This window comes from Paenibacillus sp. NPDC058177 (genome assembly GCF_042883835.1).
Lineage (GTDB): Bacteria > Bacillota > Bacilli > Paenibacillales > Paenibacillaceae > Paenibacillus_AQ > Paenibacillus_AQ agri.
In genome coordinates this window covers 561,060-584,789 of sequence record NZ_JBHVVB010000002.1, presented here as the reverse complement: position 1 = coordinate 584,789, position 23,730 = coordinate 561,060, and the positions used below count along the sequence as shown (strand labels likewise).

The 23,730-nt window shown below is 49.7% G+C and carries 21 protein-coding genes; 17 read left to right on the top strand and 4 right to left on the bottom strand.

The genetic code is table 11. The features are described 5' to 3' along the window. Positions 1-37 precede the first annotated feature (37 nt). Entirely contained in the window at positions 38-352 is a 315-nt protein-coding gene (gene yajC / locus ACFVU8_RS12680; protein ID WP_379465891.1) for a preprotein translocase subunit YajC, read from the top strand. Between the two features lie 83 nt (positions 353-435). Here the strand turns inward: yajC and ACFVU8_RS12675 are convergent, their stop codons facing one another. Next, positions 436-1,275: a phosphatase PAP2 family protein gene (locus ACFVU8_RS12675; RefSeq protein WP_387427662.1), complete on the bottom strand. Its 840-nt coding sequence runs from the start codon at positions 1,273-1,275 to the stop codon at positions 436-438. Positions 1,276-1,371: 96 nt separating this feature from the next. Continuing rightward, positions 1,372-1,764 (bottom strand): TIGR04086 family membrane protein, encoded by a 393-nt coding sequence (locus tag ACFVU8_RS12670; protein ID WP_066364459.1) that lies wholly within the window; start codon positions 1,762-1,764, stop codon positions 1,372-1,374. Positions 1,765-1,984: 220 nt separating this feature from the next. On the opposite strand from ACFVU8_RS12670, the gene ACFVU8_RS12665 reads away from it, so the two are divergent. Then, a complete protein-coding gene (locus ACFVU8_RS12665) occupies positions 1,985-2,752 on the top strand; it encodes a YetF domain-containing protein (protein WP_379465889.1) in 768 nt (255 codons plus the stop codon). Between the two features lie 6 nt (positions 2,753-2,758). On the opposite strand, the gene spoVB is transcribed toward ACFVU8_RS12665, so the two are convergent. Next, entirely contained in the window at positions 2,759-4,372 is a 1,614-nt protein-coding gene (gene spoVB, locus ACFVU8_RS12660) for a stage V sporulation protein B (RefSeq protein WP_387427660.1), read from the bottom strand. Between the two features lie 214 nt (positions 4,373-4,586). On the opposite strand from spoVB, the gene ACFVU8_RS12655 reads away from it, so the two are divergent. The 6 genes from ACFVU8_RS12655 to ACFVU8_RS12630 all read left to right on the top strand — a co-directional run bounded on the left by ACFVU8_RS12655 (position 4,587) and on the right by ACFVU8_RS12630 (position 11,452). Beyond that, positions 4,587-4,838: a post-transcriptional regulator gene (locus ACFVU8_RS12655; protein ID WP_312876302.1), complete on the top strand. Its 252-nt coding sequence runs from the start codon at positions 4,587-4,589 to the stop codon at positions 4,836-4,838. Between the two features lie 223 nt (positions 4,839-5,061). Continuing rightward, positions 5,062-6,312, top strand: a complete 1,251-nt coding sequence (secD, locus tag ACFVU8_RS12650; RefSeq protein ID WP_379465887.1) for a protein translocase subunit SecD — start codon at positions 5,062-5,064, stop codon at positions 6,310-6,312. Further along, positions 6,302-7,198, top strand: a complete 897-nt coding sequence (gene secF / locus ACFVU8_RS12645; protein ID WP_175370499.1) for a protein translocase subunit SecF — start codon at positions 6,302-6,304, stop codon at positions 7,196-7,198. The genes secD and secF overlap by 11 nt, the downstream gene beginning before the upstream one ends. Positions 7,199-7,322: 124 nt before the next feature. Then, the gene (locus ACFVU8_RS12640; RefSeq protein WP_387427658.1) at positions 7,323-8,291 is read left to right on the top strand and encodes a cation diffusion facilitator family transporter; all 969 of its coding nucleotides are present in this window, start codon (positions 7,323-7,325) and stop codon (positions 8,289-8,291) included. A 31-nt stretch (positions 8,292-8,322) separates the two neighbouring features. Further along, positions 8,323-10,725: a single-stranded-DNA-specific exonuclease RecJ gene (gene recJ, locus ACFVU8_RS12635; protein ID WP_387427657.1), complete on the top strand. Its 2,403-nt coding sequence runs from the start codon at positions 8,323-8,325 to the stop codon at positions 10,723-10,725. 208 nt (positions 10,726-10,933) lie between these two features. Continuing rightward, complete coding sequence (locus ACFVU8_RS12630) at positions 10,934-11,452, top strand: adenine phosphoribosyltransferase (RefSeq protein ID WP_066364443.1); 519 nt, start codon at positions 10,934-10,936, stop codon at positions 11,450-11,452. A 107-nt stretch (positions 11,453-11,559) separates the two neighbouring features. On the opposite strand, the gene uraA is transcribed toward ACFVU8_RS12630, so the two are convergent. Beyond that, positions 11,560-12,864 carry a uracil permease gene (gene uraA / locus ACFVU8_RS12625; protein WP_387427655.1) on the bottom strand — a complete coding sequence of 435 codons (1,305 nt, stop codon included), beginning with the start codon at positions 12,862-12,864 and terminating at the stop codon, positions 11,560-11,562. Positions 12,865-13,225: 361 nt separating this feature from the next. On the opposite strand from uraA, the gene ACFVU8_RS12620 reads away from it, so the two are divergent. The 9 genes from ACFVU8_RS12620 to ACFVU8_RS12580 all read left to right on the top strand — a co-directional run bounded on the left by ACFVU8_RS12620 (position 13,226) and on the right by ACFVU8_RS12580 (position 23,629). Beyond that, a complete protein-coding gene (locus tag ACFVU8_RS12620; RefSeq protein ID WP_379465883.1) occupies positions 13,226-15,406 on the top strand; it encodes a RelA/SpoT family protein in 2,181 nt (726 codons plus the stop codon). A 21-nt stretch (positions 15,407-15,427) separates the two neighbouring features. Further along, on the top strand, positions 15,428-15,871 hold the full coding sequence (gene dtd / locus ACFVU8_RS12615; RefSeq protein ID WP_387427654.1) for a D-aminoacyl-tRNA deacylase: 444 nt from the start codon (positions 15,428-15,430) through the stop codon (positions 15,869-15,871). Positions 15,872-16,043: 172 nt separating this feature from the next. Then, positions 16,044-16,199, top strand: coding sequence for a hypothetical protein (locus tag ACFVU8_RS12610; protein ID WP_175370493.1), 156 nt, complete (start codon positions 16,044-16,046; stop codon positions 16,197-16,199). Positions 16,200-16,384: 185 nt separating this feature from the next. Further along, positions 16,385-16,891, top strand: a complete 507-nt coding sequence (locus tag ACFVU8_RS12605) for a type 1 glutamine amidotransferase domain-containing protein (RefSeq protein ID WP_387427652.1) — start codon at positions 16,385-16,387, stop codon at positions 16,889-16,891. 42 nt (positions 16,892-16,933) lie between these two features. Further along, positions 16,934-17,368, top strand: coding sequence for a hypothetical protein (locus tag ACFVU8_RS12600; RefSeq protein WP_387427650.1), 435 nt, complete (start codon positions 16,934-16,936; stop codon positions 17,366-17,368). Positions 17,369-18,211: 843 nt separating this feature from the next. After that, positions 18,212-19,465: a histidine--tRNA ligase gene (gene hisS, locus ACFVU8_RS12595; protein ID WP_379465880.1), complete on the top strand. Its 1,254-nt coding sequence runs from the start codon at positions 18,212-18,214 to the stop codon at positions 19,463-19,465. A 58-nt stretch (positions 19,466-19,523) separates the two neighbouring features. After that, positions 19,524-21,308, top strand: a complete 1,785-nt coding sequence (gene aspS / locus ACFVU8_RS12590; RefSeq protein ID WP_387428018.1) for an aspartate--tRNA ligase — start codon at positions 19,524-19,526, stop codon at positions 21,306-21,308. A 66-nt stretch (positions 21,309-21,374) separates the two neighbouring features. After that, complete coding sequence (locus ACFVU8_RS12585) at positions 21,375-22,130, top strand: tRNA threonylcarbamoyladenosine dehydratase (RefSeq protein WP_175370488.1); 756 nt, start codon at positions 21,375-21,377, stop codon at positions 22,128-22,130. 200 nt (positions 22,131-22,330) lie between these two features. Further along, the gene (locus tag ACFVU8_RS12580) at positions 22,331-23,629 is read left to right on the top strand and encodes an NCS2 family permease (protein ID WP_066364425.1); all 1,299 of its coding nucleotides are present in this window, start codon (positions 22,331-22,333) and stop codon (positions 23,627-23,629) included. The last annotated feature ends 101 nt before the right edge of the window (positions 23,630-23,730 follow it).

Below are 23,730 nucleotides of genomic sequence, written 5' to 3'. Positions count from 1 at the left end.
ATTGTGCGTTGCCAGTCATTTGAAAGGGGGGAGAATTATGTTTGAGTTAGCAGCAGGTGCAGGCCAGTCCGGAGGGAGCATTCTGGGTCTGGTAGGACCTTTTGTACTGATGTTCGTAGTCTTCTATTTCCTTCTGATCCGTCCTCAGCAGAAGAAAACTAAAGCTCGCAATACGATGCTGAAAGCGCTGAAAAAAGGGGATAAGGTTGTTACAATCGGTGGTCTTCACGGAACGATTGTAGAAATCTCCGACGACATCGCGGTTCTCAAGGTTAATGATGTGACTAAGCTTACATTTGACCGTGGTTCCGTCAGCCATGCGGTTGCGACCGATACGGAATCGAAAGAGTAGGAAGATTCATATAAAAGCGGCATTTCTTCTCGGTAGAGAGGAAATGCCGCTTTTTGCTATTCTCATATGAACTTGTTGGAGTATTAACGCATAGGGTTGGCACGGCTGCGGAAAGTTAGTCTTTCCGAACTGGTTCGCAGCGTTAGCTTAGCCAGTTGAACGCCAACTGTAGCGGATAATATCGCAAGTACGGTACCGCCGAGCATATCGGTTAGCCAATGAATACCTAGATAGAAGATTCCGAATACAATGACAACGGCAGACAGGGTGGTGATTGCCATCCAGCGGCGGTTGCCCGAACGGTAAGCCAACAATGCCATCGTAACAGAAATGGAAGTATGAAGACTCGGGAAGCAGTTGTCGAGCCCTGAAAGCGGTCTGTATTCTTGCTCAAATCTAGGGAACACATCCAGCATGACAAATCTAACGCCTGCCGGAGCATATGACCACACCTCATTCACCGGGAAGAACAGGTAGAACGGAATAGCGATGGCATAGTTCAAAATAATAGCGTAGCAAGTAGCATAGAGCATCACACGGTTATTGTCGAGTAGGTAGACGCCCAGGGAAGCCGCTAACACCGCCTGCAACATAAAGATATAGAAGAAGACGATTATAGGTGTCAGCCAGGGGCTATAGAACAAATGCTGCACGCTCTGGACAAAATGTCCCTCCAGTCCAAATATAGATGGAGTGAAATCCGAAGTGATATTCAGCTTCTTCTCAATCTGCAACTCGTATTTATTGAGGGCCAGTACCCCGAACAAACCTACAAAAAGCAGTAAAAACTTATAAGAGCCTAATAGTTCTCTTCCGATCTCAATTAATGCAGTGAATGGATTGCGGCGTGAGCCGATCCAGACCAGTGCAATAACAAGAACAACAGTGTATAACACGATATGATCCATGGATTGGTAAAGCAAAGCAATCGAAGCCTCCTTGATCCCTTTTGAAGTCAGTGAACACAGTTTAACATATTTTAAGGGGAGCAGTTCCGATTTTTTAAAAAATCCTTAAATTTATGCTTTTTGTAAATTAACCCCAAACATTCCGCCGAGCGCCCCGATTGCTGCAGCTGCCAAAGTCCAGAGCAAATCCGAGCCTGAAGGCGCACTGTCAAGTGCTAGAAAACCGATGATTAGCACGATAATACCGTAGAAAAGCCCGGTCAAGCTCCCTTTATACCAACCCTTGCTGCTGGCTCTGCGGCCTGCTGTAAGCCCGCCAAAAGCGATGGCTACTGCATGTACAATGTAGGTGTACAGGGAGAGGTCCTTTTCTTCCAGCCCGCTACCCCAAAGCAGAAGCGAAAGAACAAACGCGCCCACCAGCATCCAGAGGAACGATCGGCTCAAGCCAGATAATACAGGATTGGCTATTCTCCATGAGAACAGGCGCCGGATTACATGCATGGTACAACCTCCTAAGCATTTTTATGATGGCAATACAAGCTACTACTCATTGTATGGGCAGGCTTGCCCCGTTAGTACAAGAATGAGACTGTCGTTACTTTTACCATTAATTAATAAGCCAGCTTCCGAATGTTCCCTGACCCGAGCGGTCAGAATAGGGTATACATTAATGACCTGCGGGGACGTTCACTGCGGGTAAACGCGGAAGGAGAGAAGCAATATGTTCCAGCAGATCACATACCACATTCTCATGACCGTGCTGATGTATTTCTTCATTTTTCTGTGCTTGCGGATAATGGGGAAAAGAGAAATCGGAAAGCTGTCGGTGTTTGATTTGACGATTTCGATCATGATTGCCGAGATTGCAGTGTTTGTTATAGATGATATTAAAAGACCGGTGTATGAAGGGATTGTGCCTATGGCCACACTCGTCCTGATTCAGGTGCTAGTGGCCCAGCTTGGCCTGAAAAGCCGTAAGCTGCGTTTGTTTATGGATGGTAAGCCGAGCATCCTGATTTCCGATGGCAAATTACACCGTGGCGAGATGCGCAAACAGAGGTACAACATTGATGACTTGCTGCTGCAATTGCGCGGCCAGAATATTGATAATCCTGCCGATGTAGAATTTGCCATTCTGGAAGCCAGTGGCCAGCTTACGATTATTGAGAAGAACAAGAACGGCTCCTCATCGTCCCAATCATCCAGCAGTTCGGAAGAACAGGGCAGTGAAGCCGGAGACAGTTCAGGCGCAAGCACAAACAACTCCAAGACTGTGAAGCTTCCCAAGGACAAAATCAGGTATGAAGGACTTCCGATTCCACTAATTATGGATGGAAAGGTACAGGATACGAACCTGGAGATGATTGGGAAAACAAGATTTTGGCTGAGACAGCAGATTCGCCAAAAGGGAGTATCGGACTTTCGCGATGTCTTCCTGTGCTCGGTGGATCACCAGGGCAAAATCTATGTCTCCCGGCTCTACCACTGAAGCTCTCTAGCGCCAACGCTTGATAAAGGGCAGGCGATCCATATCGCGGACCGAGACAAGTCCTGATAATAGGCAGATACCGAGGTAGATCAAGAGGCCAACAGCAGCGGCAAAAATAAACTGGATCCACTGTGCTCCGGCAACAGGAATAGAGGTATACGCAAACTGGGCACCGGCACCCATAATGATCATAGCTGCGGCAATTTTCAACAAATCCCTAATGCGCAGGGATAAGGAGATTAGCGAGACGACACTGTACCCGTGTAGTAGTGTTACAAGAATGCTATTGGCGATAATTGCGATAATAGCCCCATAGATCCCATACTGTGGCTGTGAGGCCAGCAGCAGAATTAACAGGATTTTGACCACAGCTCCAATCAGGGTGTTAACGAGTGCTCTCCCCGGCCGGTCCATAGCCTGAAGTGCTGCTTGAAGGGGTGCCTGTACATACAGGAATACAGCAAACGGTGCAATTAGGCGCAGCATGGGGGCGGTATCCGCGTTTCCGTACAGCAGACTGCAGAGCGGAACGGCCAGGATGTACATAAGAACAGCAAAAGGAGCACCTGTGACAAGGGCAAGTCTAAGCGCTTGATGCATCCGTTTATGGATCATGGACAAGTCTTTGCGGGCAGCGGCTTCCGACAAGGAAGGAACCAACGATACTGCCAGGGATGAAGTTAGCGCTCCCGGCAGTAATAGCAACGGAATAACCATCCCTTGCAGTGCGCCATATTGTGCAGTGGCAACGGCTGTAGCAATCCCGGCAAGGGCAAGGCTGCGGGCTGTGATGATTGATTCCAGCAAATAGGATACGGAGCCCACCAGCCGCCCGGCGGTCACCGGAATGGAAATACCAAGCAGTCGCTTCAGCAAGGAACCCGTAGGCTGTGCTTCTGAAGGTACTTTCTCAGGGACAGTTGCATCAGTAGAGTCTTCCGGCTGCGGTCCGGGTTCAGGCCTGTCTTTTCTGACAATGAAATAATATTGCCACAGTAAAGCGAGCATACCGGCAATTTCGCCGACGGTGACCCCGATCATAGCTCCTGCCGCCGCAAAAGCGATTCCCTTGGGCAGCAACAGCCAGGAAAACCAGAGCATAGCAAAAATCCGGATCACGGACTCCAGCACGGAGGAAAGCGCGGAAGGAATCATATTCTGCCGGCCCTGAAAGTACCCGCGATAGACTGCAGATACAGCAATAATGCACAGCATCGGAATCATGGCAATGAATGTATAGAAGACCCGGTTGTCTGTCAGCAGAACGTTGGAAACCCATGAAGCGCTGGCTAAGGCAACCATTGTGAAAAATATACCCAGCGCCAGACTGAGCGCAAGTGCTGTCCGCAAAATCTGCTTTGATTTGTCTGGACGGTTCTGGCCCTCGGCTTCGGCCACCATTTTGGCGACCGCTAGCGGCAGCCCCCCCGTAATCACGGTAACGAGCAGAATGAAGAACGGATAGCCAAGCTGGTAGAGACCCACGCCCTCAGCCCCGATCACGCGCGGAAGGACAATCCGGGGAATGAAGCCAAGCATGCGGTTGATAATTCCTGCAGCCAGCAGAATTAACGTGCCTTGTATAAAGCTTTGTTTGTTTAAGGAGCTTAGTTTCTTCAAAGAACATTCCTTCTTCCCGGCATGAAATGGGACGCTGGTGGCGACTCACCTTTAAAGCACTTGAATGGGCTTGTTCTATGGATATGCTGAACCCCTATGCCGGCATGACAAGCATTGTGCTACATAACTTTTTGAAGGAAGAAGGAAAGGCAGGGGAGAAGGTCGAATAGATAGGATGAACATGCGTATACGAGCGACCTGGAGGTGTCAACACGTGGAATCGGGGCAATGGATTTATGACGAGCTTAGTGAGGAAATCGAAGCCATGTGCTGCAGCAAAGCGGAGGAATTCCGGCTCCTTGGCTACGAATATGTTACTGGCAAAGATATCTGGGAGTGTGTCAGCCGTAATTACGCAAAGGAAGGACAGCCGCCGCTTTACAAGCTAGTCAATGATATATATTCCTTAAAAGCCAATAGTTACATGAATTATTTGACTGTTGCAGCGTATAGGGGAATGGTTTGATGCAAGGAAACATTTTTCTTTGCAAACAACTTCACAAAGCGGTAAAGTTATGAAGTGATTTAATTTCACATTTCCTACTGAAAAACGGATGGCTTGCCAAATGGGGAGAGCCCGCCGTTTCTTTGTGTGAATATAGCCTTGCCCATTCTTACATGAATTGACGGTCATTTGGCGCGTGGCTATAATAGGAATATTGAGTTATGAAAGGGGAACTAGCAAGAGCATGAAGAGACTTATGAGCTTTATCGTTACCGTGCTCGTTTTAACAGGCGTCATGGTATTCACTACCCCTGGTCTGTTGGACAAGGTCCGTCTGGGTCTTGATCTGAAGGGCGGCTTCGAGATCCTGTATCACGCTGAGCCGATGGAGGCCGGAGGGGCACTGACCCGGGCTTCACTGCAAAAAACTGCAGAGAGTCTGGAGAAACGGGCCAATGCGCTCGGAACTAGTGAGCCAGAGGTTACCACGGAAGGAACGGACCGTATTCGTTTGAAAATTGCGGGTGTGACCAATGAGGCTGAAGTCCGCAAGAAGATGAAAGAACCTGCCGTCTTGACTTTCCGCAGTGCTGCCGAAGGTGATCCTGCCGGAAAGTACAGCAAGATTGAACTGGTGGGCAGTGACTTTGTGGAAGGTGCTGCAGAGGTCGGTCGTGACAACCTGAACCAGCCGATCATCAGCATCAAAGTGAAGGACAAGGCTAAGTTCACTGAGATTACGAAGCGACTCTTGGGCAAGAACCTTGCCATCTACCTGGATGAGAACTTGTTGTCAGATCCTCAGGTTAGAGCTGAATTGACTGACGGCAGTGCTTCAATCTCCGGCAGTTATACGCTCCAAGAAGCGCGTGAATTGGCTGATACGATTAATCTCGGTGCTCTTCCGCTGAAGCTGACGGAGAAATACTCCCAAAGCGTAGGCGCCACACTGGGTAAACAGTCTCTTGAGCAAACGATCAAAGCCGGTCTTGTCGGTTCCCTGATAATTCTTATTTTCATGATTGGCATGTACCGCTTGCCAGGTCTTCTGGCCAGCTTCGCGCTGATCCTTCATACATGGCTTCTAATTCTTGTCTTCGTTTGGGCTGATTTTACCCTCACCCTTCCCGGTATCGCCGCGTTTATTCTCGGTATAGGGATGGCAGTTGATGCGAACATCATTACCAATGAGCGGATCAGAGAAGAAATTTACAACGGAAAAAGCATTATGTCTGCTGTAAAAGCAGGCAGTAAATCTTCATTCCGTACTGTAATGGATGCCAATATCACTACTATTATCGTTGCGGCTGTAATGTTCGCTTACGGAACAGGTGCTGTTAAAGGTTTTGCACTGGTTCTGATTGTGGAAATCGTGCTCAGTATTGCCACGAACCTTTACTTCTCCCGCTGGTTGCTCAATCTGCTTGTCAAAGCCGGTAAGCTGAGCAAACCAAAGCAATTCGGGGTTAAGGAGAGTGAAATCCGTGCACTTTAAGAGAGAGTTTGATTTCGTACATCTAAGTAAATATTTCTATATCTTCTCCATAGCGTTGACTGTGGCCGGTTTGATCTTCCTGGCAACTTTTGGATTGAATTACAGTGTTGATTTCAAGGCAGGTTCCAATGTGGATATCTCCCTGTCCAAGAATCTTACGCAAGAACAAGTTGAAGCGGCAATCAAGGACCTGGGTGTCACTCATGAACCGAGTATCTCTCTTGGTCAGGAACGGGTCAATATCCGTTATGATAAAGAGCTGACTGAGGATCAAAGTGAAGCGTTGAAGGCTGGAATTACCAAGCTGGATGACAAGGCTTCCTTCGAAATCAACACCGTGGATACGGAAATGGCAAAAGAATTGGCGCGCAACGCCATTTATGCAGTACTTATTTCCTGTCTCGGGATTATCATTTATGTAAGTATCCGTTTTGAATGGCGTTTTGCCTTGGCTGCAATTGTCTCGCTGCTGCATGACGCATTCATGGTTGTGGCAGTCTTCTCCATCTTCCGTCTGGAAGTGGATTTGACCTTTATTGTCGCGGTGCTTACGATCATCGGTTATTCCATCAATGACACGATCGTAATCTTTGACCGTATCCGTGAGAATCTGCGCTTTGGTAAACAGAAAACTTATGAGGACATGAAAGCTCTTGTGAACAAGAGTGTTACTCAGACGCTCATGCGTTCCCTGTATACGGCATTTACGGTATTTGTAGCGGCATTCTTCCTGTTGATTATGGGCGGAGAATCCATTAAGATGTTCTCGCTTGCCATGGTTGTCGGGTTGCTCTTCGGAGCTTACTCCTCCATCTTTATTGCGAGCCCACTCTGGTTGCTTCTCAAGAAGCGTCAGAAGCCGAAAGTGGCCAACAAAACAGCTTAAAGCTAAAACTTGACTGTAAAGAAAGCCGCGTCAAAGGCGACGCGGCTTTCGAAATCTTCGGAGCTGCACGCCATGCGCTTTTTATGCATCATGAGATGATATGCAGCAGCAAGGAGGGCCTCGCATGAATGACAAACAATCAACGCAGAATGAGACGGTCGCCTGGACCGGAATCGTCAGCGATGTCGCTCTGGCCATAGCCAAGGGAAGTGTGGGTTACATCTCAGGCAGCAAGGCATTAATGGGGGATGCTTTATATACTGGAGCTGACGCCGCAGCCAAGCTGGCAAATACTCTTCCATGGCGGTCTGGACAGAAAAAGAACAGCAAAGCTTCCTCCCGATCCACGGCTGGTGCCCGGCAGGGAAGTAAGGAGCCAATCTTGGCCATATCCTGTTCCGTGCTCATTTTAATGGGCGGGTTACAGGTTGTTTTTTCCTCAATTCGTGATCTGACTTATGGACATTTAACTACACCCGGGTATTACGCACTTGTAACAGTTCTATTATCTATTCTGGTGAAAGAAATTGTGTTCCAGTATCAATATCGTCATTTCAAGAAGCTGGGCGATGGTAGCCATGCTGCTTATGCCGACAGCCACCGTTTCAGTCTGTATACTTCAATCACTGTTCTGATCGGGATTACACTTGCGATGGCTGGCAGCTACTCTGGCTGGCATCCGCTGTTGTATATGGACCCTATTGCGGCGCTGCTGACGGGGTTTCTGATTTTGCGTAAAGGATATAGCCTGATTGCCAGTTCGGTCTATGGAAAAAACATTCAGGAGCTTCCCTCGGAAGATGCGGCCAGCTTTATTGATACCGTACAGCGAGTGCATGGAGTAATCCGTGTGGAGCATCTGAAGGCGATGGAGCAGGGGCGTTATGTGAACCTGGAGGTCAAAATCAGTGTTAACCCGCGCATTACAGTGCTAGAAGCCCAGGAAATTGCGGAATGTGCCAGAAAGCTGCTGCTGCAACGTTTTGTTCACGTGGGCGAGGTGCGTATGGATGTCGTACCGTATGATCCGGGTTATCCTTACAAGAGCAATCATGAGCTGGTGGATGATGATCTGCCCACCCTGCTTCAATAGTTTGCCAAGGTAAGAGAAAGGTGAGTTATCCGTGCTTCATTCTAAAACAAGATGGCATTCTCCGGCAGCCGATCCCGATGCAGTAAGGGAACTGGCCCGGAGCCTTTCTATTTCTCCGCTTTTGTCGTCACTGTTAGTTACCAGAGGCAAGGCAACGCCTGAAGAGGCGCTGGTATTTATGGACGGTGGCGGGCAGGAGCAGCACGACCCGTTTTTACTTAAGGGGATGACTGAAGCGGTTCCGAGAATTAGAAAGGCATTGCAAGAAAATGAACATATTCTGGTCTACGGTGATTATGATGCCGATGGTGTGTCCAGCACAGCGCTGATGATTCATCTGCTGCGTTATCTGGGCGCTTCCTATGACATTTATATCCCGCATCGTTCAAACGAAGGCTATGGTTTACATAATCATGCCCTGGATTGGGCGCTGCAACAGGGAGTCTCCCTGATTATTACTGTAGATACAGGTATCAGTGCTTATCACCAGATTGCTTATGCCAAGGAACTGGGCATGGATGTGATCGTAACGGATCACCATGAGCCGCCGGCACTTCTGCCAGAGGCCTATGCATTGATTAATCCCAAGCTGCCGGATTGCCCTTATCCCTTCAAAGGTTTGGCTGGTGTAGGTGTTGCACTTAAGCTGGCACAGGCACTCCTTGGTGGGGACATACCGGAGGAATGGACCGAAATCGCTGCCATAGGTACTGTGGCGGATCTTATGCCTTTACTGGGCGAGAATCGGGAGATTGTACGCAGGGGGATCCTCTCCATGCGTAATTCCCGTTTCCCTGGCATTCGCGCGCTACTTGAGGTTAGCGGGGTAACTATGAATACAGTAGGCGCGGTGAACATTGCTTTTGGCATGGCGCCGCGTATCAACGCCAGCGGCCGTCTTGATCACGCCGGGCGAGCTGTCTCGCTGTTGACCACAGAGCATGCAGAAGAAGCGCGTGAGCTGGCGGATGAGCTGGACTTGCTGAATAAGGAGCGTCAGCTGGTTGTGGAGAGAATCGTGGTTGAAGCCACAGCCAAGCTGGAGGAAAGAATCGCAGTTGAAGGGCTTCCCGATGTGATCGTTTTGGCTTCGGAAGGCTGGAATGTAGGTGTGGTAGGCATCGTTGCCTCCAAGCTACTGGAACGCTACTACCGGCCGGTAATCATTCTGGACATCCATCCCGAGACGGGGATGTGCAAGGGCTCAGCCCGCTCGATTCCTGGATTCGATATTTATGCGGCCTTATCTTCCTGTTCCAGCTTGATGGATCATTTCGGGGGGCATCCTTCGGCTGCCGGTATGAGCCTTCATCGCGATGGCCTTGGTGCCTTCGCTGATGCACTGAACGACTATGCTTCAGGTGTACTGACACCGGAGCATTTTGTGGCGGTGACATCAGCGGATGGTGAAGCAACGATCGCCGATCTGTCGCTTCAAGCGGCGGATGAGCTGGAACGGCTAGCGCCGTTTGGCATGAGTAACCCGTTGCCGAAGTTTATTCTTCGTGGTGCTGCGGTCAAAGAGACACGCACCATGGGCGCCGAAGGCAAGCACCTCAAAATTGTTCTGCAGCAAGGCAAGCATATTATTGAGGCGGTTGCTTTTGGCAAAGGTCCGCTCGGGGCACTGCTGCCCGGTGGTACTAAAGTGGATGTGTTAGCCGAATTGTCTGTGAACGAGTGGAATGGCTCCCGTAAGCCGCAGCTGATGCTGCAGGATCTGGCTGTCCACGAAACTCAGCTGTTCGATCTGCGCGGAGCTGCCGATGCGGTTCGGCAAGCGCGTGAGATCAGCGAGCGCCTGACGCCCTATGCGGGAACGGATCCGTATCGGGCTGTAGTCGTGTCTCGTAAGGAGCGAGCCCTTGTGCCAGATGAGTTGAAGGGCATGTCTCTTTGGACATACGATGAGAACGGCGGAATTTCCGCACATGACGATGAGCAGAATAAGCTGGAAGAGGAACGTGTGTCTGTCCTCTGTCTGCTGGATCTGCCGGAGTCGCCGGAACAACTGGACGCGGTACTTCAGACCTTTCCGCTTATCGATAATGTGGCGCTGCTGCATTCGATCCGAGAGAGACGTGAACGTCTGCAGGTTCCTACCCGTGATCATTTTAAGGCCTTATATAAGCTGCTTGCTTCCGTCGCTGCTGCGGCAACCCCAGAGCATGAGGTGCTGCTGCGTCTGAGCCGGCAGACCCCGCTGAGCGTACGTATGCTGGGTATGATGCTGGATGTGTTCGAGGAGCTTGATTTTATCGAACGCCACCAAGGGCTGATCACTTTTGTAACGCAGCCTGCTGCCAAGAGCCTTACAGCTTCGCAGCATTTTATCCGTTTGGGACAGGTAGCGCAGATGGAAGAGTATTTCATGGACGGCAGCCTGTCAGAGTTGCAGGACTTTATGCAATCCCGCCGGCAAGGTGTGTCCTGAGATTATAGAGATGCTTACGAAGTAATTTTGTTCGACGTTAAATCAATGCAGCCTATGCTCACAAAAAGCGTATGCTTTCGAAGTAAGTTTGTTCGATGTTAAATCAATGCAGCCTATGCTCACAAAAAGCATATGCTTACGAAGCCAGTTTTGTCGAAGTAAAATCACCGCAGCCTATGCTATACAAAACTTTTAGGAGATGATAATCTTGAACTTCAAAGAAATTATTCGCGTGATTCCGGATTTCCCACAACCGGGAATCAGCTTTAAGGATATTACAACACTGCTTAACAATGGCGAGGCTTACCGCCAGGCGATCGATGAACTGAAAGCCCTTGTAGCCCACCTGAAAATTGATATTATTGCCGGACCTGAAGCTCGCGGCTTCGTTGTGGGCGCACCACTGGCGTATGCACTTGGTGTAGGTTTTGTGCCGATCCGCAAGAGCGGTAAGCTTCCCTATGAGACTATTGAAGTTGGATATGACCTGGAATACGGTAAGGATAAGCTGGCTGTGCACACCGATGCTATCAAGCCAGGGCAAAATGTACTGATCGCCGACGATCTGCTGGCAACCGGTGGTACGATTGCTACTTCGGTTAGCTTGATCGAACAACTTGGAGGCAAAGTCGTCGGGGCAGCGTTCCTGATCGAGCTAGTTGAACTGGCCGGACGCAACAAGCTGACTGATATCGAAGTCATCTCCTTGCTGAACTATGAGGACTAAGAGATAAACGAAATAGCGTTTCCCGGGAAATAAAAAGCGGACTGCTGTCGATAGATGATAGCAGTCCGCTTTTTTATAAGTAATTTTACCCGCGTATTACCCGCGTATTAATGAGCAGATTTTTCGTTATCTTTCTCATTGCTAAGTCCAAGTACTTCAATGAGCTTGAACAACAGGGAAAGGACCATACCAACGATGGTAGCTAGCGCCATTCCCTTCAGATGAACATTACCGATCGTAAGGGTTGTACCACTGATGCCTACAACAAGAACGAGGGTTGCGAGAATCATGTTAGTTGCTTTGGAGAAGTCGACCTTTTGCTCTACGAAGATACGTAGGCCCGATGCTGCAATAACACCGAACAGCAGCAGGGAGACACCACCCATTACCGGAAGAGGGATATTGGCAATAACGGATGAGAAGGTGCCTGAGAACGAGAGCAGAATGGCGATGATGGCGGCACCACCAATTACAAATACGCTGTAAACTTTGGTCAAAGCCATGACTCCGATATTTTCACCATAAGTAGTATTAGGAGTGGAACCGACAAAACCGGAGATAATGGTAGATATCCCGTTCCCGAACAGTGAGCGATCCAGGCCAGGGTCCTTGGCCAGGTCCTTGCCGACGATATTGCTTGTAACTAGTAAGTGTCCGATATGCTCAACAATAACAACAAGGGACACCGGGATAATGGTTAGAATAACATCCCAGTCAAAGGAAGGTGTAGTGATGGTTGGGCTGGCAAAGAAATGGGCATTACCAATTGCTGCTGTATCTACTTTGCCCATCAGATATGCCAAGCCGTAACCTGTCACGATCCCGATCAGGATGTGAATGATTTTGGGGAAACCGCGGAAGAGAACCGCTCCAATCACAGTGACGCCGAGGGTTACCATGGACAGGATGATAGCACTGCTGTCAGGTGTCCAATCTGTTGCGCCTTCAGGACCGATCAGTCCGGCCATACGTGCGGCTACCGGCACCAGTTCAAGTCCAATGGTGGCCACGATAGCGCCCATGACTGCTGGAGGGAAGACTACGTCAATCCAGCCGGTTCCGGCAAAACGGATAATTAGCGCGACAAGGATGAAAATCACACCGGTGACGATAAATGCGCCAAGTGCAAGCGAATATCCACGTTGATGATCATCCTGATGTTGTGCCAGCACGGCCAGAACAGGTGAAATAAAAGCGAAGCTGGAGCCAAGATAAGCAGGGATTTTACCGCGGCAGATTAAAATGTACATGAGTGTGCCGATACCGTTCATCAGCAGAATCATACCGGGATCTACCCCGAACAGGTTGGGCACCAGCACCGTGCTGCCGAACATGGCAAACAAATGCTGAAGACTCAGAAGGAAGCCCGGCCCCCAGGGAAGCCTTTCGTTAACTTGAATTTCGCGTTGCAATGGTGGTCACTCCTCTTTCTTTTTCATAATATAAATCATTACTTGGCAAACCGCCTTTACTAGATTAAATAGAACTTGACATTTTTACAACAACAATTTCACAAGTGACATCAATTTGTACGTTATTGTGACTTCTCTTGACACTAATGCCATGCGATGGCAAGTGTTGACGTAATCCCTCGCAAGCGTCATAATTATAGACAACTTTCAACTGTAAGAGGTTGTTCACAGAAAGCGGCATAACGATCGAGAAACCTGCAGACGATGCATATTTTTGCAGGTTTGTTTATTTTATCGACTACATCATCGAGAGACTCCTGGAAGGAGTTTTTCTTATAGAAAGGAAACGGATACGACGAGAATGGGCATTGAGCGATTAATTGACAAAGCTGGCGCATATATAAAAGAAAAAGATCTGCTCCGCATCACGGAAGCATATGAATTTGCCGAACAGGCCCACCATGGGCAAGTCCGCAAATCGGGGGAGCCGTATATCCTGCATCCGCTTGCCGTCGCAGATATTGTCGTCAATATGCAGATGGATGTAATCTCCATTATTGCTGCACTTCTGCATGATGTTGTGGAAGATACGACAGTGTCCCTCGAACAGATCCGTGCGAATTTTGGCGACACCTGCGCCATGCTAGTTGATGGTCTGACCAAGCTGGAACGCATCCGCTTCCGCTCCAAGGAAGAGCAGCAGAACGAGAATTACCGCAAGATGTTCATTGCAATGGCGCAGGATATCCGGGTCATTGTCATCAAGCTGGCGGACCGTCTGCACAATATGCGGACACTGAAGTACCAGTCTGAGGAAAGCCAGCGCAGGATCTCTTATGAGACACTGGAGATTTTCTGTCCTATTGCAGATCGATTGGGGATTTCGGCAATCAAGTGGGAGATGGAGGATATTGCCCTCCGGTATTTGAATCCTCAGCAGTATTACCGCATAGCCAATCTGATGCATAAGAAGCGGGCAGAACGCGAACAGTTCATCGAGAGCGTCATTGGCCGCATTCAGGCCAAGCTGGACGAGATGGGTATCGAAGGTGACCTGTCCGGACGGCCGAAGCATATCTACAGCGTTTATAATAAAATGAGCACGAAGAACAAGCAGTTTAACGAGATCTATGATCTGCTGGCTATTCGTATCATTGTCGATAACATTAAAGACTGTTATGCCACACTAGGCATTATTCATACCCTTTGGAAGCCGATGCCTGGTCGTTTCAAGGATTATATTGCTATGCCCAAAGCGAACATGTACCAATCGCTTCACACCACGGTGGTTGGGCCAGGAGGGGAGCCTACAGAGGTTCAGATCCGTACCTGGGAGATGCATCGTACCGCAGAATTCGGTATCGCGGCGCACTGGGCGTATAAGGAAGGCACCGGCAACAACGGCAATCCCGAGAACCGGATGCCATTCTTCCGGGAAATTCTTGAGCTTCAACATGAGGCTAAGGATGCGGAAGAATTCGTCGAATCGCTGAAAATGGACTTTTTCTCGGACCTCGTCTTCGTATTTACTCCCAAAGGCGAGGTTATTGAACTGCCTGCCGGCTCTGTTCCGCTTGATTTTGCCTTCCGTATCCATACGGAGGTCGGTAACCGGACTATTGGCGCCAAGGTGAACGGAAGAATTGTACCGCTTGATCATAAGCTGAAGACCGGGGACATCGTGGAGATCCTGACCTCGAAGCATTCGTATGGTCCGAGTCGCGACTGGCTGAAGATTGCCCAGTCCTCCCATGCCCGGAGCAAGATCAAGCAGTGGTTCAAGAAGGAGAAGCGTGAGGAGAATGTCGAGAAGGGCCGTGAAGCGATTGAACGTGAGCTGAAGCGTTTGAACGTTGAAGTGTCTGAATACATCTCCGACGATAAGCTGCTTGAGGCTGCGAAGAAATTCGCCTTCAACGATATTGAAGATATGCTCTCTGCTGTAGGTTTCGGCGGCATTACGGCCGCGCAGATCGCCTCCAAGCTGACCGAGAAGCTGCGCAAGGAGCAGGAAGAGACTGCTAATCATCTGGAGCTGACCTCTGAGATGAAGGAGATCAAATCCTCGGGCGAGAAGCGGAATCAGCCGACGAACGGTGTGCGTGTCAAAGGCATTGATAACTTGCTTGTACGTTTTGCCCGATGTTGTAATCCCGTGCCAGGCGATGACATTGTCGGGTATGTGACTCGCGGCCGCGGGGTATCTGTTCACCGCCAAGACTGTCCGAATATTCCGGGCGACGGTGAGGGCGAAGAAGCGGCACGGGTGATTGAGGTAGACTGGGAAGGCAGCGTCGAGGCCAATTATAGCGTCGATATTGAGATTACAGGCCATGATCGTAACGGGCTGCTCAATGAAGTACTGCAGGCTGTCGCAGAGAGTAAGACCAACATCTCGGCGGTGACCGGACGATCCGACAAGAACAAGATGGCCATGGTTCATATGACAGTCTTGATCCGCAATACTGAACATTTGCAATCGGTAGTGGATCGGGTCAAACGTGTCAAGGATGTCTACACGGTCCACCGGATCATGCAATAAGGCAAGGAGCTGAAAGCTGCAATGAGAGTAGTAGTACAGCGCTGCAAGGAAGCTAAGGTAACGGTTAATGGCGAAGTGACCGGCGCGATTGGTGAAGGCTTGATGCTACTGGTCGGCGTGACCCATGGTGATACAGAGAAGGATGCGGCGTATCTGGCGGAGAAGATCGCGGGACTGCGAATTTTTGAGGATGAAGCAGGGAAAATGAACTTCAGCGTCACTGACACTGGCGGTGCGATTCTGTCTGTATCGCAGTTTACGCTCTACGGGGACTGCCGTAAGGGCAGACGCCCCAATTTCATGGCCGCCGCTGCGCCGGCTGAAGCCGAGCAGTTATATGCTTATTTTAACCGTGAGCTGGTTGCCCGCGGTCTGCAGGTTGGAACCGGGGTGTTCGGGGCGATGATGGATGTGTCGCTCGTCAACTGGGGGCCTGTCACGTTAATCCTCGATAGCCGGGGTTAAATCAAGCGCTACAATTTTGTTTCATTTGAGACGAGTAAAATATCGGCGGATGCCGCATTACTGTTCCTTTGGGAGCCGTGTGCGGCATCTTTTTTTGTACGGATAGGGCATTGTTCGTATGGTTAGACTAGAAGCGGATGGATATTACGGCAAGTTGCAAGGAGCTACGGCAATGAGACAATCTCAAAAGGCATGGGTATGGAGAAGCAACCCGACATTGGCGACAGGAAGCCCTGCTGAAGCAGGCGCAATTGTAAAAGGAGCTGAAGCTCCGGCTGAGATTCAGGTATTGAAGGGAAGAAGTCGTGACCTGCTGCCGCGTACCTGAGACGGGTAGTAAGTCGGCTTTTTCTATGAGGCTATAGAGGCGCACGAAGGGGATAATAACAGGTTCATTCTGTAAGACAGGGTTAGAAAACATATCGACCGGGTAATAGTAGAAGAGCAAGGATCTTTCAAGCGCAATCGTTCCGTTCAGCTGCATAAGAACAAGCAGAAGGGAGAAGTTGTCTCATGAGTAGAGTTGCATTTCTATTGGCGAGTGATTTTGAAGATTCCGAAATGAAGGTTCCTTACGATGAAGTGATAAAAGCAGGACATCAGGCGGAGATCATAGGTCTGAAGGAAAATGAGACACTGGTGGGTAAGCAGGGCAAGGCTTCGTATACAGTCGACAAGGCGATCTCAAAAGTCCGCGCAGGCGATTATGACGCTGTGGTTATTCCCGGCGGATCATCTCCAGAGAACCTGCGACTAAGTCCGGAAGTGCTTCGATTTGTAAAAGAGACCAACAGCGCAGGCAAGCCTATTGCCGCCATCTGTCATGGCCCGCAGATTCTGATCAGCGCTGAGCTGCTCAAAGGACGTACGGTAACCTCCTATCCTCCACTGAAGGATGATGTTGTCAATGCAGGAGCGGAATTTAAAGATGAAGAAGTGGTCGTCGACCACAATTATATCACTTCACGTACACCGAAAGACGAGCCGGCATTCGTGCGTGAGCTGCTGAAAGTGCTATAGACTACAGACTGACTTGAACATATATTCAAGGAGGGATTAACAATGCCTAGAAGAATACAGGCTTATTTTAAGACAGAAGATGATGCGCTAGGAGCCAAAACAGCACTTATCGCCTATAACGTGGAAGGGCTGGAGGTATGGCCGCTCAATGATCGGTTGGAACAGGACCGCCGTTTTCTGCTACCGGTGATTCCACTTGGGAATTCCGCCTTGGCAGCCGGTGGATTCAGTACATCGGGTACCTCTGGGTCACCGGGTGCCGGAGCTGCACTGGTTGCTAGTACTGGAATTCCAGAGTCTGTGGACGATGTTGAAAGCCGCGGGATTGAGGGAAGCACTGGGGAAGAAGCTGAACTTAGCGACGAAGAGCTTGGGGAACTCAGCTATATCATGGAGCTGAAGGTGGATGAGGATCGATATAACGAAGTTATTCAAATCCTGCGAGGCAAGCAAGCTTATGTGGAGCGGTTTGATTAACGGCTGCATTCTAGAGTGATGAGCAATATAGCGTCGGATGGCCTTTGTGGGCTATCCGGCGCTTTTGAATTGGATTATAAGTCGGTTCGGTTGAAAATAGGGCCCTCAAGGGTTGCCGTCACGTCAGGCTAAAGCTATGATAAAGAGACGGGTATGTCCCTGAAAATTAAGCGCTTTCTTTTCTGTAATGTACTCGTAACATTTCATACATGATTCCTTAATATAGCGTGTTTATAATAAAGACATGACCCCCTTTTTAATAATATATGATGATGGACCCGCAGCAACCGGCTGTGGGTCATTTTTTTTGTAACAGGAGAAATTTGCCGATTAAGCTCACTTTCCGCCCTCATTCATCTTAAAATTATTAATTTCCCTTCTTGACTTTAGCGCAGTGGTTCAGTAGAATCTAACAATAACAGTTATATTATAGTGCTTTGATGACGGGAATAAGTAATTCGGGCCCCCACAACCCCAGAGAGGAATCCCCTGACGAGTCGGTATTGTCCATACCAAGGACGATTAAGTCGCTACGTCTGGCTGCAAGGATTCTGTTGATGAGCGAATGAATGACCTCCCCGAGAACGCACGGCGAACATCGGCAGGATTTGACAACTGCTGCAATCAGTAGCCGTTTGCGCGTAGGCGGGCGTTAACCGCTTGAAGCGGATGTGGTGAGAGTAATCTCCTGCTCCGGAATGTGGGTGGTACCACGGGTGAATTATTGGTTATGATAATCCCTCGTCCCTGTTTGTGATAAACAGGGCGAGGGATTTTTTGTTATGCTGCGCACTAACGCAGAAATTAAGGCTATAAGGGGTATTTTTTCAGGAGGGATAGGCAGTGGCTAAAGAAAGATTCGAGAAACCCACAGGCACACAGGATGTGCTGCCAGGCGCGGTGGAGAAATGGCAGTTTGTAGAGGCGAAGGCCAGAGAGCTGTGCCACCGTTTTAACTACCGGGAGATCCGTACACCTATGTTCGAGCATACCGGATTGTTTGAAAGAGGCGTAGGCGAAACTACGGACATTGTAGAAGGCGAGATGTACACGTTCAAGGACAAAGGCGACCGGGATCTGGCGCTTCGTCCAGAAGGGACAGCAGGCGTTGTACGTGCTTATGTGCAGAACAAGCTCTATGGCGAGCCGGATGTCAGCAAGCTGTATTATATCGGGCCGATGTTCCGTTATGAACGTCCACAAGCGGGTAGATACCGTCAATTCCACCAGTTTGGAGTTGAAGCTTTCGGAGCGGTAGATCCGGCGATTGATGCTGAGGTCATTTCCTTGGGTTACGAGTTCTATAAGGAATTGGGTCTGAAGGATGTGCGGGTGGAGATCAACTCTGTGGGTAACGCGCCAAGCCGTGCGGCCTATCGGGAGGAGCTTCTGAACTTCCTGCGACCAATGAAGGACAATCTTTGCGGTGACTGCCAGCGGCGCATGGAGCGCAACCCGCTGCGGGTACTAGACTGCAAGGTAGATCAGGATAAGTTCACTGATGCACCGTCCATTTTGAATAGTCTGGATGAAGAGTGCACCGTGCATTTTGCCAAGGTTAAGCAGCACCTGGATACAATGGGCGTTGACTATTCCATCAATACGCGTCTTGTGCGCGGACTCGATTATTACACGCATACTGCGTTTGAATATAAAGCAGCCGGTATCGGTTCCATCGATACAGTAGGCGGCGGCGGGCGCTACAACGGGCTCGTGGAACAAATCGGCGGGCCGGATCAACCGGGTATCGGTTTCGGGATCGGTCTGGAGCGTATTCTGCTCATTCTGGAACACCAGAAGGTGGAACTGGAATCTTCCAAACCGCTGGATGTCTATTTTGTAGCGCTGAGTGAAGAAGCTGATCTCGAGATTACGAAGCAGCTGTATCATCTGCGCAGCAAGGGCTACTCTGCCGAACGAGATTATCTGGGCCGGAAAATGAAGGCGCAAATGAAGTCGGCAGACCGCATGGCAGCCAGATACACCGCGATCTTGGGCGAAGACGAGCTGAAGGCCGGTGTGATTGCCTTGAAGTCGATGGACACAGGAGAACAGCGTAACGTCAAGCTGGATGAACTTGCTCAGTCCATCGTATAGTCTGAGGCAATAGCATAGTACAAGAGATATTTCAATCATGAAAGGATATGATCAAATCATGCAAAGAAGTCATCATTGTGGACAATTAACGCAGGACCATATTGGACAAACCGTTACCCTTAACGGCTGGGTACAGACCCGCCGCGACCTCGGGGGCGTACTTTTCATTGATCTCCGTGACCGCAGCGGAATTGTGCAAGTTGTTTTCAATCCGGATTATTCGGGTGAAGCGCTGCAAACCGCTGACAAAGTACGCAGCGAATACGTTGTGGCTGTAAAAGGTAAAGTGGTTAAGCGCGATGACGAAACCGTGAACAAGAATCTGCCTACCGGTGAGATTGAAGTGCAAATCACGGATATTGAAGTGCTGAACGCAGCGAAGACACCTCCGTTCTTTATCGAAGATGGTGTAGAAGTGGACGAATCTTTGCGTCTGAAATACCGTTACCTCGACCTGCGTCGTCCTGAAATGCAAAAGACGCTGTTGTTGCGCTCCAAAGCATCTAAAATATTCCGTGACTTCCTGGACAGCGAAGGTTTTATCGATGTAGAAACACCGATTCTAACTAAAAGCTCACCGGAAGGCGCGCGTGACTATCTTGTACCGAGCCGGGTGCATGAAGGGGAATTCTTCGGTCTGCCGCAATCCCCGCAAATCTACAAACAGCTGCTGATGGTGGGCGGTATAGAGCGCTACTATCAAATCGCCCGTTGTTTCCGCGATGAGGATCTGCGTGCTGACCGCCAGCCGGAATTCACCCAGGTCGACATTGAGACCTCCTTCCTGTCCCAGGATGATCTGCTGGGCATGATGGAGAAGCTTTTGCAGCGTCTCTTCAAGGAAACTGTTGGTGCAGATCTCGCTCTTCCGTTCCAACGGTTGACATATGCTGATGCTATTGGTAAATACGGCTCCGACAAGCCGGACCTGCGCTTTGGTCTGGAACTGATCGAGATGAATGATATCGTAGCGACCAGCGGCGTGAAGGTATTCGCGTCCGTTATCGAAAAAGGCGGAGAAGTGAAGTGCCTTAACGCTAAGGGCTGTGGTACTTGGACTCGTAAAGAAATCGACGATCTTGGACCGTATGCCGCGCGTTACGGCGCGAAAGGGTTGGCATGGATTCAAGTGAAGGATGGCGAATTCAAGGGGCCAATCGTTAAGTTCTTCTCCGAAGAAGAGATTGCTGCTGTTAAGGAACGTACTGGCGCTGAGGAAGGCGACTTGCTGCTCTTCTCCGCAGATAACAAAAAAGTGGTTGCAGATGTTCTTGGTGCGCTGCGTCTCAAAATCGGACGCCAGCTCGGCCTGATCGACGACAACGTCTTCAAATTCGCTTGGGTAACAGACTTCCCGCTGCTGGGCTATGATGAAGATCAAAAACGTTATGTTGCTGAGCACCATCCGTTCACACGTCCGCGTGAAGAGGATCTGCACCTGTTCGAGACTGATCCGGGTGCCATTCGTGCCCAAGCCTACGATATCGTGCTGAACGGCTACGAAGTCGGTGGCGGCTCGATGCGGATCTACAAACGTGAAGTGCAAGAGCAAATGTTCAAAGCGCTCGGCTTCTCTGAGGAAGTTGCTTACGAAAAATTCGGTTACCTGCTCGACGCGTTTGAATACGGTACGCCTCCGCACGGCGGAATTGCCTTCGGCCTTGACCGTCTCGTGATGCTGCTCGCTGGACGCACCAACCTGCGGGAAACAATCGCATTCCCGAAAACTGCAAGTGCAACCGATCTGCTAATGGATGCTCCATCCCCAGTGGAAGGCTCGCAATTGGAAGATTTGCACATCAAGCTGGCGCTGAAACCGAAGAAGGAAAAAGACAAAGAATAATCATACTATTCATTCACTGCGAAGCGCATTTTGCGCTTCGTAGTGCTAGTTAAGGAGGTTAAAAATATGTTGCACCAGTTCTCGCGCACAGAACTTGCCATTGGGCCGGAAGGCCTGGATATTATGAAAAACAGCACCGTAGCAGTGCTAGGTATCGGTGGTGTCGGCGGTATAGCGGCAGAGGCGCTGGCCCGTAGCGGGGTTGGGCGGATTATCCTGATTGATAAGGACGTGGTGGATATCACCAATGTGAACCGCCAGATCCACGCACTCACTACCACTGTAGGCCAGAAGAAAGCCGAGCTGATGGTGGACCGCATCAAGCTGATCAACCCGGACTGTGATGCTATTGCGCTGAATATGTTCTATACGGAAGAAACATATGAAGAATTGTTTAAATATAAGCTGGATTATGTAATTGATGCTTCGGATACGATCATCTACAAAGTCCACCTGATCAAAGAATGTCTGGCCCGGGGAATTCCGATGATCTCAAGTATGGGCGCAGCCAACAAAATGGATCCTACCCGGTTCCAGGTTGCTGACATCTCCAAGACTACCTATGACCCTATCGCCCGGATTATCCGTCAGAAGCTGCGTAAAGAGGGCATCAAAAAGGGTGTTAAGGTTGTATTCTCTACAGAGACTCCAGTGAAACCGCGTCAGGATGTTACGGATAAAATTGTTCCCGAGAACGCGCCGGACAGACGCAAGGCGAAGCAGCCGCCTGCCAGCAACTCGTTCGTGCCGCCTGTAGCCGGTCTTATTATGGTCAGCGTAACCGTGAAGGATCTGCTGGAGGCCGGAGGCGTCAGCTTCTAATTTCCTTACTTACCAGGAAGCTGCATCTAGGCCGAAAGATTTCTGTGAATAAAGGGTAGACTAAATATTATCAAAGTAAATGGACAAAAGGGCGTACAGCCGGTTTCTGGCTGCTGACGCCCTTTTGTCAGGGCTTGAGGACTTTTTTTTGCAATGCATAGAGATGGACCTGACTTGACATTAGCGGAGGTTTATAAATAATGAAATCGAATTTTTGGCGAAATAGCGTAGGTTTACTGCCTGAACATGACTGGAAACGGGAATGGGCGGCCGGTATTCTCTCCTATTTTGCTTCAGTATATATTGTAATGGTCAATGCGGCCATTCTGCATGATGCGGGCATGCCGCTGCGGGCAGGGATGGTGGCTACATTGCTGACGGCCATTACAGGCTGCCTCTTGATGGCTTTTGCCGGCAAGACGCCGATCATAGTGGTGCCGGGGATGGGGATCAACGCTTTTTTCACGTACACCCTTGTGCATTCCATGAAGCTGGATTGGCGGGAGGCGCTGGCTGTAGTTGTCGTAACCGGCGTATTGTTTGCGATTGTGGCGTTCACTTCGCTCTATCGTATCTTGAGCGAAGCGATTCCGCACAATCTGCAGCATGCCATCACAGTCGGTATCGGTTTGTTCCTGACCTTTATCGGGCTGCAGAAGAGCGGGATCGTTATTGCCCATCAGACGACCTTCGTGGCCATCGGCCACTTCAGTGACCCGGCAGTAATCACGTCATGTATTACTCTGCTGCTCGCACTGGTACTGTTCATCCGTGGTACGAGCGGCGGTCTGCTGATCAGTATGGCGGTAGGTACCGGACTTGCTTATCTACTGGGTGCCACCAAAGGACCGGAGAATGTGGAATCCGGACATGTTTTCAGCGGATACAGTAATGTATTCTTCGGCATGCAATGGACTGGCCTGCTTAGTTTGGTATTCTGGATTGCCATTTTCCTGTTGCTATTGATTGTTGTCTTTGAAAATATCGGTCTGATCGCCTCCCAGACTCAGTTGGCAAACCGTCCAGAACGCTTTAAAAGCAGCCTGCGTGCGCTTTCCATCGCCAACATTGCGGCAGGTATCTTCGGCAGTAGTCCGGTGGTGGCTGCTGCAGAATCCAATGCCGGAATTGCGGCAGGTGGCCGCTCCGGTCTGACCTCCCTGGTCACAGGTATCCTGTTCGGTGCAACCTTCTTGTTCATTCCACTGCTGGCTTATGTGCCGGATAGCGCGATTGCCCCGATTCTGATGGTTATTGGGGGATTGATGGTGCAGAGTGTACGTGAGATGGACTTTAGCGACATGACAGAGCTGTTCCCGGCGTTCCTGGTTATGGTCATGATTCCGTTCACTTACAGTATTGTTGACGGGATGGCGTTTGGCTTCATTACCTACCCGATCCTAAAACTGTCGATGGGCAAAGGCAAAGATGTCCCACCAGCCCTGTACGCCATAGCGGCCCTATTTGTAGCGAATTTTATCCTGCACGCACTGTTATAATCCCTCAATCAACTTGTCCAGCTTGAAACATATGGATTTCGGGCCTTGGTTATGCTACAATGAGAATCCTTTTTGTATGTAGAAGAGGAATAAGGCAACCA